Below are 15,204 nucleotides of genomic sequence, written 5' to 3'. Positions count from 1 at the left end.
GCTGAGGCAGGGCGAGGTCCCGCTCAGAGTGATAGAGCAGGCGCTTAGAAGGCGCCTGCTCTGTCCCTGGCTCCTCACTGCCCGGCGCTGGTGCAGTACCCCAACGCGGTGCTTGATTGTGCTGATTCGCCGACGGCAGACACGTTGAGGGCGCAATTGACTGGAATGACGCGCCGAAGCAAGCAAACCTAGAACAGTCCGCAGCAGCGCGGCTACGCGCTGCTTTCACGTGTGTGCGCCAGGGCGTCGGGAGTACCGAGTCGGGCGCAACATAGCCGACGATCGCCGGTTAGCCAAACCGGCGTTTCTCCAGACCATTGAACTACCCGCTGATCTGGCGGGTGTGTTCCGTCGTTCCCGTAAGGAGTTCAAAAAGTATGTCGGTCGAAGTCATGGAAGAAGAGTGGCTGTATTCCGAGGAGCAGGTTCGAGCGCTGCTTGAGTGGGTGCGTGGAAGGGAGGGTGTTGAACGTTCGGTGTACCCCTTCATGCGTGTGGTGGCCGAACAGGCTCTGCGCCCGGGCGAAGCCCGTGAGCTGCGAGCGAGCGACGTGGTGCTCCCGGAGCGTAGTCTGGGTAAGCTGACCGTCCGCTACAGCGGGAAAGCGAGGGAGGTCCCCCTCCGCTCGCAGTCCGTCGAGTTTCTGCGCGCATGGATAAGCGAGGCCAACCTGCGGGAGAACGATCTCCTGTTTCCCGACCTGCGCGGACGTACAGCCTCGACTCCTGTGTACCAGCAGGTATGGGAGCAGGCCCAAGAGGCCGTTCTGTCACGGGACGAGCGGTACTCGTGGCGCCTGGGGGAGCCCATCTCCATTCTCCGGGAGTCCTGCCTGGTGAAGTGGCTCGGGATGGGCATCTCACCCTTCGAGGTTGCTGAGTTGGCCGGTGTGACTCCGAGTTGGCTGGCCCTGCGTTACCCCCACTGCTTTCGTGTGGAAGACGCCGAGATCGACTGGGACCGCTTGGTGGACGTCACGGGTCTTCCAGAATCACCGAAGTCGTGAATTTCGCCCCGCGCTCTGGCCGAGGTCCAGAGCGCGGGGCGCGTGGGGCACAACCGCCCTCTTGGTATGAACTCCTGAGCGCGATGAAGCCGCCGTGTGATCGACCTCCGTTCGGCCGAGGCTCTCCCACGCGTTTCACCCCCCGACAGGGTTACTTGGCCGCCCCTTACACCGGCCGACGCGCTGATGGCCGTCTCGTCGGGCGCCCAGTCCTTCCCCAGTATTTCGAGGCCCCGCTATGTCCGCACGCCTGCTGTCCATACCCAGCGTCGCCGCCGCCCTGGACGTCGACCGTCGAACCGTCTATCGCTTCATCGCAGCCGGCGACCTGTCTGTCGTCGACCTCCGCACCGGGCCAGGCCGCTCCCGTGTGCGGGTCCCCGCAGCCAGCCTTGACGAGTTCCTCAGCCGTCGCGCCGTTGTCATGCCGACAACGCGCCGCTGAGCCCGATCATGGCGGCCCCGTCGTCGAACGAGGAGTAGAACCTGTACCTGCGCAAGTTGAAGTCCGGCAACTGGCAGGCGACCGTACGCAACCGGGCAGGAGACCGGTACAGCGAGTCGTTCCCCCTCAAGGCGCAGGCCCGCGCCTGGGGCATCGAGATGGAGACACAGTCCGCCCGCGGAGGCATGCGCGACCCGCGGGCCGGCGAGATCACGTTCCGTGAGTGGCACGACAGGTGGTGGGACGCCCGCATCGTTGAGCCCCACACTTTGCGCGGCGACGCCTCCACCATCAAAAACCACGTCATGCCCCACTGGGCGGACTGGGAGATGCGGGCCGTTACTCGCATGGACGTCCAGAGCTGGATCCGCTCCCTGGTGGAGAAGGGCGTGGGCGCTGCCGCGATCAAGCGGGCGTACAACCTGACCTCGTCCATCATGCGCGCGGCCGTGGATGACGATGTGATCGCGTTGAGCCCGTGCCGCCGCATCGACCTGCCCCAGATCGCCGTCAAACCGCCGCAGTGGTTCACGACCGACCAGGCGCAGAGCATCCTCGACGAGCTTCCCGCCCCCTGGAAGACGATGTGCCTGCTGGGCGTCTACACCGGACTGCGTTGGGGCGAACTCTCCGGCCTTCACCGTCACCGCATCGACCAGCGCCGCTCGCGCCTCTTCGTGGTCGAGGTCAACACCAAGAGGGGCATCAAGGAGTATCCCAAGAGCTCCAGGAGCCGCCGGGAGGTCCCGCTCCCGGCCCATGTCCTGGAAGCAGTCGAACGTCACATCTACCGGCTCGACCGGGACGCCGTGGTCTTCACCACCGTCACCAAGGGCAGGGCCGGACGGCTCCTCGATGACGGTAACTGGCGCCGACAGACCTGGTGGCCAGCCATCGAAAACGCTCACTACTTCGATGACGACGGGGAGCAGCAGCTCGTCCCGCACTATCCGCCCCACTCTATGCGCCACACCTGCGCCTCATGGCTGGTGCAGAAAGGGGTCTCCCTCTACGAGGTCCAGCACCTCCTCGGCCACGAGAGCTTCCAGACCACCCAGCGCTATGCCCACCTGCAGCCGGACGCGCACAAGGCCGTCCTCGGGGCCTGGGAGCGGATGGAAACCCCGCTCACGATCGCCGCATAAACGTTCCTTCGCCCCTGTCCTGCTTGGACAGGGGCGAAGCCGGTTGCGAGCAGAACGCGGTCACGATCACGAGTTCGAGTCGGCCGGCTGTTCCTGGGGGAGCACCCAGCGGCCATCAGCGTCGAACGGCCACGGATAGGCGTAGACATCGGCCTTTGTGAGCTCGCGCAGAACCTCCCGCCTGGCCGGGGGATCCGGCGGAGCAACAAGCGCGCGGGGCAGCGGGTCGAGCCGTGCGGCATACGCCTCCGCCCACTGCAGCCATTCCGCCTCGCCGGCCGGAATCGGAGCATTGCTAGCTCGAGCACGGGCTGCCTGGCAGAAGGCGCGGATCTCGACAGCCTGATTCCAAGCACTCATCTGTTCGGCGAGCACCTTCGCACGCTGCTGATCGATCTGCTGCTCACGCGCCTGTGCGATAGCCGCGTACCACCGGCGCCGCCGCTCGGCTTCGAGGAGTTCCTGCTCCCGGTCCCGGCGTTCGCCTTCAGCAGCGAGATGTTCGAGGTCCTGCAGGAAGAGACCCAGGCGCGACTCCAGCGTCCAGCGCGCCCCGTCGCTGTGCGCATACGAGTGCTGGTACCGGCTCTTGGCGGGTGCACCGAGGGCGAGGCGTCCGTTGAACTCCTCGTCGTACTTGGGGAGCCGGATCCAGGGATTGCGCTCCTTTTGGCGTACCTCCTTCGGAGTCGGTTCGTGAGGGACTTTGGTCGTCCGTTCCGTGAGGAGGACGGGAAAGGCTCGGCCCCGGATCACGATCGCCAGTGTGTGCAGGGCTTCGCCACGTTGGAGGTCGGTTTGAGGCTCAGCTGTGTAGCCGCGGTTCTCGGCTTCGGTCAGCAGCGCGTGCATGATCCGTAGGGCGCGGTCGGCAAGCGGACGCGACACATGCAAGGGGATGGCCTCCGCTCTGCCGCGGGTGTCGACCGTGCCCTGGGAGCGGCCCATGGCTTTACGCGTCGCACGGACGAGAGGGTGAGGTCGATCCAGAACTTCCGGTACGTCGATGCTCGGCACCGGAGGAGGCTGTGCAGCCTTCTCGGCCTCTTCGTTGACCAGGGTGAAGAGACAGTCGCCACGTTGGCGACCGTTCCACCGCACCTTGTGACCTTCCGGGACGTGTCCGTGGTGGAGTGCGTCGTAATAGGCGGCCCGCCACCGCCCCCGGGTCCGAGGCGCAGGATCAGCAACCGTGATCGTCCCTGATGCCGATTGCAGACGGGAGACCAGTTCAGCCCCGCCGGCTGGGGCGAGCGCAGCTTGAGCACTGTCACCCGCCAGCCGCTCCTTCTCCGCCTGGACCTGCCGGGGATGCTTGCCGTGCTTGAGGTAGTAGCGGCCGTCCGCAGTCACCACGGCGACGTGACCACTGCCGCGCCAGGTCCTCTTGATCAGCCCCCGTTGCTCCAGCGCCCAGGCGACCTGTGTACGGCCGGGTGGAACGTGCACTGCATCGGAGACTGCCGCGAGCTCGCGCAGCAAGTCGGCCTGCGGTGCAGACACTGCGTACTTCACCACTCCGGCTCCACTCGAGGGTGCAGATGGGATTGTCAAGGTAAAGGGGGAGGGCGGCGACCGAGGTGCGTTGGCTCCTCAAACGAGTGGTGCCAAGGTCGAACCTGACCACGGCCGACGACGTCTGGTGTAAAGCCCCGCTGATCCTCCACAGGACAGGTCTGCCCGGAATTGCTGTTCGACATCGTCTTGATGTCCTGCATCCGCAACCGAGACGCGCTGCCCTGGGGCGGCAGCGAACGACCCGGTCGAGCAGGAGAACAAGGGCCGAAGGCGACGTTCGTCTCTCGCGGAGTCATCTATGCTCGCGCCCAGTTGGTATGACCAGTTCGCTTCAGGGGGGCGGAGAGCCGCATGGCCGATGAGATCAGGTACGAGTACAAGGTCGTGCAGACGGTTCGGGGCACCGACGGTTTGGTGATCTCGAAGATGCGTAAGGACGGATGGGAGCTCGTGGAGCAGCTCCCAGGAAGACTTCGCACCACCCTCAACTTCCGTCGGCCGAAGAGGCCACTGCCTTGGCGTCTGATCGGGGCGGGGGCTGCCGCCCTCGTGGTCTTGGCCGCCATCATCGGCACGGGCGTTGCGCTCGGCGACGACGACGAGGAGAAGGGCGCGTCAGCCAAGTCGCCGGCCGCCAGCGAGGAGCCTTCCGCTACGCCGCCCGCAAACGAGCCGACCACCGCTGAGGTGATCACGGCGCAGAACAGTCCCGAGTTCGCAACGTTGTTGAAGGCGGATCCGTGTGGCGAAGCGAACGTGAACTTCGCAACCAAGCACGAGGGGCAGACGGTCGCCTTCGACGGGTCAATCAGGCACATGGCGGCCCACGCGGATGACCAGACCCGCTACGACTTCCTTCTCGGCCCGGGCGACAAGGGGCGGCAGACGACGGACGGCCCGAACTTCAAGTACGAGGACGTCAACACCGGCAACCTCCACCTGACCGGCAAGGAGGTCCCTGCCACCGTTGCCGTTGGCGACAAGTTCCGCTTTATCGCCGAGGTGATCGAGTTCAACACGGCCCAGTGCCTATTCCGACTCGCCCCGGTCTCGACGGAGACCCGGTAGCCGAGATGGCCAGCCTTCCCATCATCGAGGGAGCTGCCCAAGGGAACGGCTGCTCCATACATTCGAGAGTTTTGGACTTTCCCACCAGCTTGCCAAACGGCAGCGCCATCCTTGACCCATGCTCGCATCCAGCCCTGCCCAACGGCTCGCCGACCACGTTCGACATTCCCTTGGCAGCGGACCGTTTCTCCAGCCCGGCGGATGGTCCCACATGGGTGCTGTCATCTGCGACGTCAGCTTCCAGCCACGGTGCAACTACGAGAGGACTCTCCGACCGCGGCTCCTCCATTTGCAACTGAGCTGGGCTGATGCAAGAACAGTCCGCGGATTCCAGCGCCGGCTCGTCACGGAAGACCTCGCCGTGGCCATGAAGTTCAACCACGCACAGAAGGTCGCGACGGCTCACGCCATCACCGACCTCCTCGCTACCGACGGGGTCGATACCCGCGAGGACCTTCACGCCTGGCTCGATCATCAGGCCAATCGCGCCGCTCTGCGCACGGTGAAGGGAGTGGGGCCGAAGAGCATCGACTACATAGGCAATCTCGTTGGCCGTTCGCACGTCGCCGTTGACGTACATCTGCGTGCCTTCGCCGTGGATGCGGGTGTTCCGGACCTCCCATACGACCAGTTGCGCGCCGTGTATGAGGAAGCCGCAGCGCTTCTCGGGCACGACAAAGGCGGGCTGGAGCATGCCGTTTGGCGGCATAGGTCGAAGGCCACGTAGCCACCCAGCGGGCCTGGCCGTTGTAGGTGCGGGTTACAGGAGGCTGATCGCTCGTGGACGATGCGCGGCCGAGTTCGCGGACCATGTCTCCGGCCCTCTCCTCCCATCAGCTAGCGAAGATCCTGCGGCGGCACCATCGAGGCCAGATGGAACCGTCTTGCGGCCTGGGCAAGTACCGTGATCCCGCGCGTTGGGTCACCTGTTCGATTCGCTATGTGGCTGGAGTCGCGAGACCTGCCCGATCCCGGCGGCCAAGGGCACCACGGAGCAGGCGAGCCGGACCCCGTGGACGGGCGTTCAGTCGAGCGGACTGGACGCCCGTCCCGGCCATGGCTCGGGTCCGGGCGAACGTCAGCAGCGGAACCCGTGGGTCGTGCCCCGGGGCTCGACGTCGGTGTAAGGCTTGAACCACTCGTCCCACAGGTCGTCTTCGGCCACGTCTGCTTCCAGGACGTCGCGCGCCCTGTCGCTGACGTTGAGCAGCCCGCTCTCATTAGCGAGGAACTCCCAGTCATAGTCGAACCGAGAGGCCGGAAGAGTTTGGTAGACCTCGTCCGCGCAGACGGATTCGATACTGAACCCGCCGATGCTGTTCACGGCATGGCCGAACAGCACGCTCTCGGCAAGGCAGCGTGGTTCCGGGATGCCACCGGCGAGCAGATCGGCCGCGAGGTCGTCGTAGGCGCGAGCGCAGTGAAGCAAAAACCAGTTCGACTGGGCCCCAGCGCTGACCGGAACGCTGTACTCCCAAAAGTCGGGGTCATAAGCGGCGAGGTACGTCTTGTCCGCAAGGTCTTTCAGCTGCCGATGGAGAACGAATGCGGTCCTGGGCGTTACACCAACGCCACTGCAGTCCTCGCAGCCGCGCCCCCGGGGGGACGAGTCGCAGACAGCGCACTTTGCGCAGTCCTCGTCCACAGTGCAGCCGCAGTTCGGGCAGCTCCCGCAGTCGGTAGCGCTGAAAAGCGAGAACGCGGCCGCGTTGCGCTGTCCCAGACTCTCCATAACGGCCCGCGCGGTTCTGCGCGCAGCCTCGGCCCGTGGGGCGTCACCATTTGCGTCCTTGATCTCCCTCGCGATGTCAGTGATTGCCCTCCTGAGGGGGCCAGGCAGGGAAGCCGAACACCGGTGAACCTCCGCGAGGGCGCCTGTTCCTCCCTGGAGAGCCGCATTGAGCGTGAGGGTGAGCAGCTGGGATTCGTCGCGATCCTCGAACGTCCCGATCTTCGAGAGCTCCGGTCCGCGGGGTGTCCCCCGCATGCTGAACAGGATGGCGCCGTTGCCCTTGGGCTGGATCAGGAAGAAGAGATGCGACGGTGCGGAACGTGCCGGCATGGCTGAGCCTCCGAGTGGTGCGCGCGGGCATCGAGCGCGAGCACGGCAGGGAACACCGCCGCAGGCTCGTGCCTACTACGTGAAAGATGAGGTGAGAGACAAGCCGGTGGTCCGGGTGCGTCCGCAGACTCCTTGGCTGAAGCGCAGCTGGTGATCTGGCTACGAGCGAGACCCCGTTGCTGGCACGCGGAAGCCTGCCACAGAAGTGCTTGGGAATGCCAGTGAGCCTTTCCTAACCTCACGTTGAGGCATAGTGAAGGACGAGGGCGGCCTTCACGAAGTCGGTGCTCCGGTTGGTGCCGCAGCGGAGCTTCCGCAGGAGGCGCCAGCCCTTCAAGACGGCCGTGGCCTGCTCGCCGACGCCCCGGATCTTGGCGTGGCTGCTGTTGCGCCGTCGCTCCCAGCGCTTGAGCCGACGGCCCCGGAAGGGGACTCGGATGTGCCGTCCGGCGCCTTGGTACGCCTTGTCCGCCCAGCACTTCACTCCCGCGGCGGCGGGTGCGTCGACGATCCCGCGCTAGCGGGCAGCGGTCAGGTCTTGGGGGAGCCGGGTAGGGCCGGGGAGACCCACAGCAGTCCGCCTAATGTGAGGACCTGAACGTTCATGCCGTGCCGTTTGTGTTTGCCTGAGTAGTAGGGGTGTCGACGGTGATCTTGTCGATGGGCAGCAGTGTGCCGTTCAGGGTGACGCATGCCTTGGCTGTGGCGGTCTTCGTGGCCTCGGCCAGGGTCGGGGTGCGGGCGGCCAGGACCTCGATGGCCTCGCGCCGGGCCGCGCCCGCGACCTGACCGGTCGCTTCGGGTTGCCCAACTGCCCAGTGCTGTCGAAGCGGTGGCGCGCCGACAGAAGCGGAATGTAACCTCCTCTCCAATCCAGAGAAGAGGAGTCGCCATGGCGACGCGGGTTGACTTTAATTTCGGTGACGACGGAAGCCAGGAGAGCGTCGTCATCTCCTCCGACCAGCTCGCCCGAGTGGTGCGCGCCGCACTGCAAGACAAGGTGCTGCTGTCGGAGCAGGCCGCGCCTCATGACCTGTGGCGGGACATCGAAGCCGTGACCAGGTTGCTGGAGGGCCTGGAGGATTGGCGGGAGAGGGCCATCGTGGCGGTCGACGAAAGTGGCACCGTGGACCGGAGCGCGCTCGGCATCGCCGCGAGCATGGGCGCGGCGAAGCTGTACGACCTGCTGGAACGGCACGGCCGGCCACGCACTCAGACACGGCTGACCCAGGTGGAGGTGCTGGAGAGCCGGGTGACCAGCGAGGAGGGAGAGTGGGACACGGCCCGCGTCGTCGCCACCATGAACAGCTACGGCTGGGAGACCGATGACAAGCGGGCCCGCGCATTGCTGCGGGCGCTGGCCGAGCAGGAGGTGCTGGAAAAGATTCCGAACCGAGGCGGACGCGCTGTCTACCAGGTCGTCGGCCCTCGGGACTGGCTGTACTGCCTGGTCCCGGAGCGCGACACGATCGAGAACGGCCCCTCCACCCCAGCGCGGGTCGCGAGGCTGGCGCGCGAAGACTCCGGTCCGACCGAGTGGTGGCTCGGGAAGCCGCTGAAGCAGATGAGGGACGGCGACCGGCTGTGGATCTACTTCGGCGGGGTCGAAGGAAAGATCGCGGCGATGGCGCATGTGAAGTCGTCACCGCGACCGGCGCCGATCGGTTCGCAAAAGCCCTACGAGTTCGACGCCGAACTGGACCTGAAGGCGACCACGGCTCTGTCCAAGTCGCCGGTACGGCTTGAGGAGATGGATCAGAAGCACCCGCAGGCATGCGGGGAGATGCGTGCGGCGGACGTGAAGCTGGCCGAAGCGCGTGCCAACCTTTGACCGCCCCTCCCCCTGAGCGCGCACCGCACCGCACCGCGGTGCGCGCTCAGCTCTTGAGGGCTCGCTCGATCCGCTCGAAGTTCTCAGGGCTGAAGTTGCCCCGGCTGATCCGCACGCTCCGGTTTTGTTTCGGCGTCACCACATTCGGATACGACGCCAGCTCCGGCACGGCGATCTTCCAGGTGGCCGCGATGCGCCCGAGGACGATCACCGCGTCACGGGACATGGCGCGGCGCACCAGGTAGAAGGCGAAGGACTGGGAGGGCAGTGTGTACGGGATCGGCCGCCACGATTGCGAATGGTAGCCGTGGAACTGCACGGCAAGGATCTGCCGGGCGAGTTCGTCGTGACTGTGCCCCTGCTTCGTCAGGCCGTTCAGGGTCCGGGACCACCACTGGAGTCCTGGATGGTCCTTGTCCGGGTGCGTCAGGAAGTGGTTGGGGGTTCCGCCGGCGTTTGCGATGTGTTGCAGGGTTCGCTCGGTCACGCCGGGCCGGGCGTAGGCGGCCGGGTCTGCGTCGCTCACACCTGGGTTGGCCAGCAGCATGACCAAGGGCGCGTCGTGGAGGCCGATGAACGGTTCCGGCGGGAGTGTCAGGTTGAGCCGGTACGGCGCGTGCGAGGGGTGGACTTGGGTGTCGGCGAGGGCTTGCAAGTGCGGCAGGTCTTCGGGGACCGCGTACGGTGCGTTCCTGGTCGTGAGGGTCCACGGATTGAGCACCTGATCCCCCGCTATCCGCGTCGTCATGGCATACAAGCCTACGAGCATCCTGCGAGCGGACCGTAACCGTGCCGACCAGCCATCGCCGCAAGGAGCCCTTCCCATCCTGATCAGGTGGCGAGTTCGCGGGCAACGAGGGCACGGACAGCGGCTGTGATCCGGGTGGTGCTGCAGCGGACTTTCTTCAGGAGCCGCCGAGACTTGAGGATGCCATGGCGCGTTCGCCGAGGCTACGGATCTTGGCTTGATCGCGAATGTGGCAGGTCTGTGAGGTCGTCGAACGCCTTGTCGTGGCAGGCCAGTGGCGACCGGGTGATGCGCAGGCCGGTCCCGGTGCCGTGGGTCGCCCGTCGGCGTGGGCGGGCTGCCCGTTGCAGTTCAGTAGTTGCCGCCCCTGCTCGAATCGCCGAGCAGCCGCAGAGCCACGAGGCGATACTCCGAGGCCCTGCTCGGACTGAACACCTTGGTCGCGGCGTCGAGCGCCGCGCGGTCCGTTGCGAGGGTGCAGGGGCAGCCTCAAAATGGCCTGAGTAGGGCAACTCCTCAGAAGGGTGGCGAAGATCGGGCTAACATGCGGCGGTGATTCGACAGGGAGCGGGGAGCCAGAGCGGTCAGGTTCGAGGGAAGAAGCAGGAGCCGTGGCAGCACTTCGAGCAAGAAGTCGCCGAGCTCGTCGAGAGCCTCGATTCAGGCGCCACTGTCGAACCGGACGCCCACGTGGCCGGCTTGGTCAGCGGAGCCACGCGACAACTCGACGCCTTGGTGAGCGGGCAGGTTGTCGGCCAAGACATCACGATTGCCATCGAAGCCAAGCGATACAAGCGGCCGGTAAGCATCGGGACCATTGACGAGTTCGTTGGCAAACTGCTCGACGTCGGCTGTGACCGCGGAGTGCTCTACGCCGCGGGTGGTTTCTCCGAAGCTGCTCTGTCCCGGGCAAGCAATGCGCGGAATCCCGGGATCGGGTGCGTGCACCTTGCTCCGCGCGCAGACGGACCCCTGATGCGCTCCTATACGGGGCTGGGCTCGGTCGAGCTGGCGTTCGAGGAGCATCTGGATCGGATCGTTGGAGTCCACCGGACTCAGGAATACGATGTATGGCTGCGCAGCGGAGTAGCCAATCTGTACCGCCACTAGGCTGCGCCGCGCATCGGCCCTGATCCAACCCGCCTGCTTGACGCTCGCCCACTACGTATCCGCGAACCCTTGCGGATCGCAGCTGCGTATCGCCTCTCATGCAGCAGTTGGTTGGCGGGCGTGCACTGCGGACTCGCGCATTCCCTAGCGCCCCCCGTACTGGTTGTCCCGGCGGCAGGCGGTGCCCGCTGTCCCCAGGGCAAGACCTACCGGTCGCCGGCCGCGCCGTTTTGCGGGACCCCTGGATGCGGTGGGCCGTGTCCATCTTCGTGAGCGGGCGGCCGTCGCTCTTCGCGTCCCGCAAGGCTTCCAACGTCGCCTCCGCCTGGATCCCGTAGGGGGTGACGATGCCGGTGTCCTTGCCCTCGCGAGGTGGTAGTCCACCAGTGCCCTGGCGATCAATGATCCGAGGGCTCGTGCTGGGGGGGGGGCGCTACTCGTGGCAACCTGTTCCGTCCCGAGGAGGAGGAATGGACTGTTGGTCATGACGCTCGTTTGACGCTCTGGGCGCCAGCACGCGGTACCGCGAGCCATAAAAGGGGCTCTGAACTGGGCTTTTCCGAGACTCTCCCAGGCCGACATCTTTCCCATGACCCACCATGTGGAGTGCGTGGCGATTCTGGAGCCTGCGGAAAAGGGAGCCTGACCTGGGGTTCCGTGGTCCGGGTGGATGGCTTGACCTGTTTCTCCCCGTGGAGCGGGTCGAGAGACTGGGTCAAGCCCTATAGGTTGTCCGACCTGCGGATTCTTGAGATACGGCGGCTTCGACGGCGCGCTTTTCCGGGAATCCTGACGCTGCTGTGACGCTCGTCCGGAGCATCTCGGGTCGCCAGGGGGCTCCGGAGCCGAGGCCGCCGAGGGCTGACGAGCGTATCTCCGCAGTGACGGCGTGGCCTCCCGGGTGGGGAGGTGACGGCAGGAGGTCTCACGAGCTGCCGAGGTCGGTGAACGCCCACTTCACGTCGTACGGGGCGAGTCGGGTGGTGATTCGGCGGCGTTGGCCGGGGTCGGCGACGGGAGGCAGGGAAACCATGGGGCTGCCATCCGCCAGTTCACATCGGATCTGCTCATCGGCGACGCCGAGGCCGGCCAGGGCCGTGGAGATCGCGCGCCGCGTGGAGTCGAGGCGCAGAGGGACCTTGGAAGGTTTGCCGATGTCGGTCAGAGGCAGCGCCGGCAGAACGATGACGTCCTTGGGGGCCGCGGCTCGCTCGGGCACGTGCCGTGCGGCGAAGGCGATCAACTCGTCGGGCCCGATGCCGGTCGTGCCGGGCCTGATGGTGACGTAGGCGACGGGGACCTCGCCGGAGTGGGGGTCGGGGCGTCCGACGGCGCTTGCGCCGGTGACGGCCGGGTGGGCGAGGAGGGCGTCCTCGACGACGGCGGGGTCTATGTTGTGGCCGCCGCGGATGATCAGATCCTTCGCGCGGCCGAGCAGGTGGATGAATCCGTCGGCATCCACGCGCGCGAGGTCGCCGGTGTTGAGCCAGCCGTCGCGCACACTGCCGAGGGTGTCCAGGCGCGGTCCGGTGTCGTCGTGGCCCACGACGTAGCCGGGGAAGACGGTGGGGCCACTGATGGCGAGAACGCCCGGTTCCCCCTGCGGGAGGTCGTGCCAGTCGCCGTCGCTGTCGATCCGTACCGTCTTCACCTGCTGGTAGGGCATGCGCTGGCCCGCGGCCTCCGGGCGCTGATGTTCGTGCAGGAAGCTGCGAGCGCTGCCGCAGGTTGCCTCGGTGAGTCCGTACCCCTGACAGAGAGGGACGCCGGTGTGGAGCTCGAACGCCGCACGTACCGCCGGCGGCAGAGGGGACGCGCCGACGATCGCGAAGCGCAGCGAGGTGATGTCCGCGTCGAGCGGCACCCGGGCGAGGCCCGCGTAGACGGTCGGGACCGCGGACATGGTGGCGATCCGGAAATGCTCGACGATCTTCCAGAAGACCGCGAACAGCGCCGGTTCACGGTAGCCGAGTGGCCCCGTCCACACACTGTGCTGACCGCGGAACAGCGGTGCCAGCAGGGTGACGACCAAGGCATTGACGTGGAACAGCGGCAGCCCGGAGAAGAGCACGGAATCGGAGTCCAACACGCTGTTGGCCGCGATCATCCAGGCGTCGGTCACCTCGTTGGCGTGGGTGTGCGCGGCCAGCTTGGGGGCGCCGGTGGTGCCGCCGGTGTGGAAGTACGCGGCCAGGTCACCGGCTTGGGGAGGCGCCACGCCAGGATCGAGCTCTGCCGGTTGGGCAGCCGCCTCGACGTGCAGATAGGCGACGTGGACCCCCTCGACCCGTTCCAGTTCGGGCGCGGGATCGGGTGCGCCGACGGGGCGCAGGGCGAACAGCGCTGTGCAGCGGAGCGATGCCGCCGCGGTGCGGGCCGTCCGCCATGCGTCGGCGTCGAGTTCGGGTCCGGCCGCGACCAGGACCCTTGCCCCGCCCAGACGGAGCAGCCGTTCGGCCTGCTCGGCGGCGAGCGCCGGATTGACCGGCGCCGCGCAACCCGCGAGCTGGGCGGCCAGGAGGGTGGCGGGCAGCAGGCCGGCGTTGGGGGTGAGCAGGCCCACGGCGGTGGTACGGCGGACGCCGTGTCGGTGGAAGAGGTTGGCGATGCGGTGTACTTGATCGCGCAGTTGCTCGAAGGACACGGTCTCACCGCGCGTCCACCGCTCCGCGCTGGGCAGCATGGTGAGAGCCGGCCGGTCGGGCCACAACGCGGCGGCGCGCGCCAGTACGTCGTACGTGGAACCGGGCAGGTCGCGGTCCTCGAGCGCGATGGACTCGATCGTCGTCAGGGTGCCCGGCTGGTCGTATGCCGGCCAGAGCAGATCGGGTGCGGGGGCGTTCACAGGAGCTGCCTCTCGACGGTGGGCTGGTTAGGGGTGGGTGGGGCCGACCGCGTGTCGGTGAAGGCGTTGACCAGCGCTTCGACCTTGACGAGGTCATCGTCGCCGGGCGTGTCGCTGGGCATGGCGTGGCCTCCTTCCCGCGCGGAGGCTGAGTCGGGTCGGCTGTCGTCCGGCGGTGGCATCAGCCTCGGGGACCGGTCCCGTACGGCCTGCGGATTGCATGAATCCGCCTGCACCGGGGGCCGTGTGCCGGAAAGCGCCGCCGCGGGCCCGGGAAGGAGCGATTCGGGCGGTACCCCCGGGAAGGGGGCGGTTGCGGCGGGCCGGTGACTCAGGCGATCGGGTGCCACGGGTCGACCGGGACACAGCCGGTGCTACGGCCGTCGTCACCGAGCAGGCGACCCATGCGCTTGACCCAGCGCAGGTTCACGGCCCGGTTGAGCACGCGTACGGAGGTGATCCTGGCGGCGGCCTGGACCTCGTAGCGCGCGAGGTCGTCCAGGGCGTGCAGCCATACGACGCTCAGCAGGTTGGCCTCGGCGGACACCGACGCCGCCATACGAGTGCTCCGCAGGCGGCTCAACTCGTCGCCCGCGGCCAGGAGCTGGGCGGGCGGCACGGCCATCCAGAGCGTCGCCGAGCTGCGCCAACCCGCGTACAGGTGGGCGGCGTCGCAGCGCAGCACCGCTCTGCCGCCTTGGAGCAGAGAGTGCAGCGACCGTCGCACCGTCGACTCCGGACGGCCCAGTTCGGCGGCGATCGAGGTGACGGAGCGGCGGCCGTCCTCGGTGAGGGCGAGCAGCAGGACGCGGTCCTCGGGCGTGAGCGTGGCCACGGCGGTACGAGCGCCGCCGTCCTCGGTCTCCGCCAGGTCTCGTCGCTGATCCCGGGAGAGGGAGTCCATCCGCCACTCGCTGGCGTCCCTGTGCACGCGCTGCACCAAGTGGGTTCGTGTGGCGATCACCGTCTCGATACGGCCGAGGGCGAGAACGTACCCGCTCATCAACGACATGGTCGCCGCGGCCACTGTCAGGAGCAGGTCGCACGATCCCGCCACCAGTTCCACGCTCATCGCCTGCGGATGTCGGGCGAGCTGCTCGGCAAGGGCTTCCCTGGCCTGCGGTACGCACGACACCTCTACCAGAGCGAGGGCGCCGTAAGTGACTTGGGAAGGCGCCGCGTAGCAGGTGACCCATGCCTCGCCGGAGTCCCGTAGCCGGGACCAGCGCCGGGAGAGCGTCGCGGCGTCCACGCCGAGCGGGCGGGCCAGCTGCGCCCAGGGGGCGCGAGGCGCCATCTGCAGGGCGTTGACGAGGGCGAGATCGAGTTCATCGAGTGTTCCGCGGGGCGGGGTGGCGCCCGCCTTCAGGCCGAGAGGGCCTGCGAATCCATGCATGCGATCACCTTTCCGTTGTGGATTCTTGC

The 15,204-nt window shown here is 67.1% G+C and carries 13 protein-coding genes and 2 pseudogenes; 7 read left to right on the top strand and 8 right to left on the bottom strand.

Translation table 11 applies throughout. The features are described 5' to 3' along the window. Window positions 1-377: 377 nt before the first annotated feature. The 3 genes from DCW30_RS27570 to DCW30_RS27560 all read left to right on the top strand — a co-directional run bounded on the left by DCW30_RS27570 (window position 378) and on the right by DCW30_RS27560 (window position 2,597). On the top strand, window positions 378-1,007 hold the full coding sequence (locus tag DCW30_RS27570; RefSeq protein WP_076684134.1) for a site-specific integrase: 630 nt from the start codon (window positions 378-380) through the stop codon (window positions 1,005-1,007). Between the two features lie 238 nt (window positions 1,008-1,245). After that, window positions 1,246-1,452, top strand: a complete 207-nt coding sequence (locus tag DCW30_RS27565; RefSeq protein ID WP_076684133.1) for a helix-turn-helix domain-containing protein — start codon at window positions 1,246-1,248, stop codon at window positions 1,450-1,452. A 56-nt stretch (window positions 1,453-1,508) separates the two neighbouring features. Next, window positions 1,509-2,597, top strand: a complete 1,089-nt coding sequence (locus DCW30_RS27560; protein WP_076684132.1) for a tyrosine-type recombinase/integrase — start codon at window positions 1,509-1,511, stop codon at window positions 2,595-2,597. Between the two features lie 66 nt (window positions 2,598-2,663). Here DCW30_RS27560 and DCW30_RS27555 read toward each other — a convergent pair whose 3' ends face one another. Beyond that, window positions 2,664-4,112 carry a hypothetical protein gene (locus DCW30_RS27555; RefSeq protein ID WP_237283373.1) on the bottom strand — a complete coding sequence of 483 codons (1,449 nt, stop codon included), beginning with the start codon at window positions 4,110-4,112 and terminating at the stop codon, window positions 2,664-2,666. Window positions 4,113-4,466: 354 nt separating this feature from the next. On the opposite strand from DCW30_RS27555, the gene DCW30_RS27550 reads away from it, so the two are divergent. After that, on the top strand, window positions 4,467-5,183 hold the full coding sequence (locus DCW30_RS27550; RefSeq protein WP_076684131.1) for a DUF4839 domain-containing protein: 717 nt from the start codon (window positions 4,467-4,469) through the stop codon (window positions 5,181-5,183). Window positions 5,184-5,301: 118 nt separating this feature from the next. Then, window positions 5,302-5,910 carry an HhH-GDP family DNA glycosylase gene (locus DCW30_RS27545; RefSeq protein WP_206269286.1) on the top strand — a complete coding sequence of 203 codons (609 nt, stop codon included), beginning with the start codon at window positions 5,302-5,304 and terminating at the stop codon, window positions 5,908-5,910. Between the two features lie 351 nt (window positions 5,911-6,261). Here the strand turns inward: DCW30_RS27545 and DCW30_RS27540 are convergent, their stop codons facing one another. Then, the gene (locus DCW30_RS27540; protein WP_076684130.1) at window positions 6,262-7,245 is read right to left on the bottom strand and encodes a hypothetical protein; all 984 of its coding nucleotides are present in this window, start codon (window positions 7,243-7,245) and stop codon (window positions 6,262-6,264) included. Window positions 7,246-7,483: 238 nt separating this feature from the next. Continuing rightward, window positions 7,484-8,009 (bottom strand): annotated as a pseudogene (locus DCW30_RS27535) (transposase family protein); the annotation flags it as partial. Window positions 8,010-8,137: 128 nt separating this feature from the next. Here DCW30_RS27535 and DCW30_RS27530 point away from each other — a divergent pair. Continuing rightward, window positions 8,138-9,076, top strand: coding sequence for a hypothetical protein (locus DCW30_RS27530; protein ID WP_076684129.1), 939 nt, complete (start codon window positions 8,138-8,140; stop codon window positions 9,074-9,076). 46 nt (window positions 9,077-9,122) lie between these two features. On the opposite strand, the gene DCW30_RS27525 is transcribed toward DCW30_RS27530, so the two are convergent. Together DCW30_RS27525 and DCW30_RS37665 are read right to left on the bottom strand one after the other, a co-directional pair. Then, entirely contained in the window at window positions 9,123-9,824 is a 702-nt protein-coding gene (locus DCW30_RS27525; protein WP_237283372.1) for a hypothetical protein, read from the bottom strand. 83 nt (window positions 9,825-9,907) lie between these two features. Beyond that, a pseudogene (locus tag DCW30_RS37665) lies at window positions 9,908-10,050 on the bottom strand (IS5/IS1182 family transposase); the annotation flags it as partial. Window positions 10,051-10,376: 326 nt separating this feature from the next. On the opposite strand from DCW30_RS37665, the gene DCW30_RS27515 reads away from it, so the two are divergent. Continuing rightward, window positions 10,377-10,934 (top strand): restriction endonuclease, encoded by a 558-nt coding sequence (locus DCW30_RS27515; RefSeq protein ID WP_076684127.1) that lies wholly within the window; start codon window positions 10,377-10,379, stop codon window positions 10,932-10,934. A 925-nt stretch (window positions 10,935-11,859) separates the two neighbouring features. Here the strand turns inward: DCW30_RS27515 and DCW30_RS27510 are convergent. The 3 genes from DCW30_RS27510 to DCW30_RS27505 all read right to left on the bottom strand — a co-directional run bounded on the left by DCW30_RS27510 (window position 11,860) and on the right by DCW30_RS27505 (window position 15,175). Then, window positions 11,860-13,779: an acyl-CoA synthetase gene (locus DCW30_RS27510; RefSeq protein ID WP_076684126.1), complete on the bottom strand. Its 1,920-nt coding sequence runs from the start codon at window positions 13,777-13,779 to the stop codon at window positions 11,860-11,862. Further along, window positions 13,776-13,901: a hypothetical protein gene (locus DCW30_RS37965; protein WP_257788568.1), complete on the bottom strand. Its 126-nt coding sequence runs from the start codon at window positions 13,899-13,901 to the stop codon at window positions 13,776-13,778. Before DCW30_RS37965 ends, DCW30_RS27510 begins: the two co-directional genes overlap by 4 nt. Before the next feature lie 209 nt (window positions 13,902-14,110). Continuing rightward, entirely contained in the window at window positions 14,111-15,175 is a 1,065-nt protein-coding gene (locus DCW30_RS27505) for an Lrp/AsnC family transcriptional regulator (RefSeq protein WP_076684125.1), read from the bottom strand. Window positions 15,176-15,204 lie beyond the last annotated feature (29 nt).

Origin of the sequence: Streptomyces alfalfae (assembly GCF_004127445.1) — a bacterium.
Taxonomy (GTDB): domain Bacteria; phylum Actinomycetota; class Actinomycetes; order Streptomycetales; family Streptomycetaceae; genus Streptomyces; species Streptomyces alfalfae.
Note: the sequence above shows the minus strand (reverse complement) of the source record. Positions and strands in the feature narration are given on the sequence as shown.

What these genes read in the sequence shown, in the direction of transcription:
- DCW30_RS27570 (WP_076684134.1), top strand. Translation starts at nt 378, where the DNA reads ATGTCGGTCGAAGTCATGGAAGAAGAGTGGCTGTATTCCGAGGAGCAG.
- DCW30_RS27565 (WP_076684133.1), top strand. Translation starts at nt 1,246, where the DNA reads ATGTCCGCACGCCTGCTGTCCATACCCAGCGTCGCCGCCGCCCTGGAC.
- DCW30_RS27550 (WP_076684131.1), top strand. Translation starts at nt 4,467, where the DNA reads ATGGCCGATGAGATCAGGTACGAGTACAAGGTCGTGCAGACGGTTCGG.
- DCW30_RS27545 (WP_206269286.1), top strand. Translation starts at nt 5,302, where the DNA reads ATGCTCGCATCCAGCCCTGCCCAACGGCTCGCCGACCACGTTCGACAT.
- DCW30_RS27540 (WP_076684130.1), bottom strand. Translation starts at nt 7,245, where the DNA reads ATGCCGGCACGTTCCGCACCGTCGCATCTCTTCTTCCTGATCCAGCCC.
- DCW30_RS27530 (WP_076684129.1), top strand. Translation starts at nt 8,138, where the DNA reads ATGGCGACGCGGGTTGACTTTAATTTCGGTGACGACGGAAGCCAGGAG.
- DCW30_RS27525 (WP_237283372.1), bottom strand. Translation starts at nt 9,824, where the DNA reads ATGACGACGCGGATAGCGGGGGATCAGGTGCTCAATCCGTGGACCCTC.
- DCW30_RS37965 (WP_257788568.1), bottom strand. Translation starts at nt 13,901, where the DNA reads ATGCCCAGCGACACGCCCGGCGACGATGACCTCGTCAAGGTCGAAGCG.
- DCW30_RS27505 (WP_076684125.1), bottom strand. Translation starts at nt 15,175, where the DNA reads ATGCATGGATTCGCAGGCCCTCTCGGCCTGAAGGCGGGCGCCACCCCG.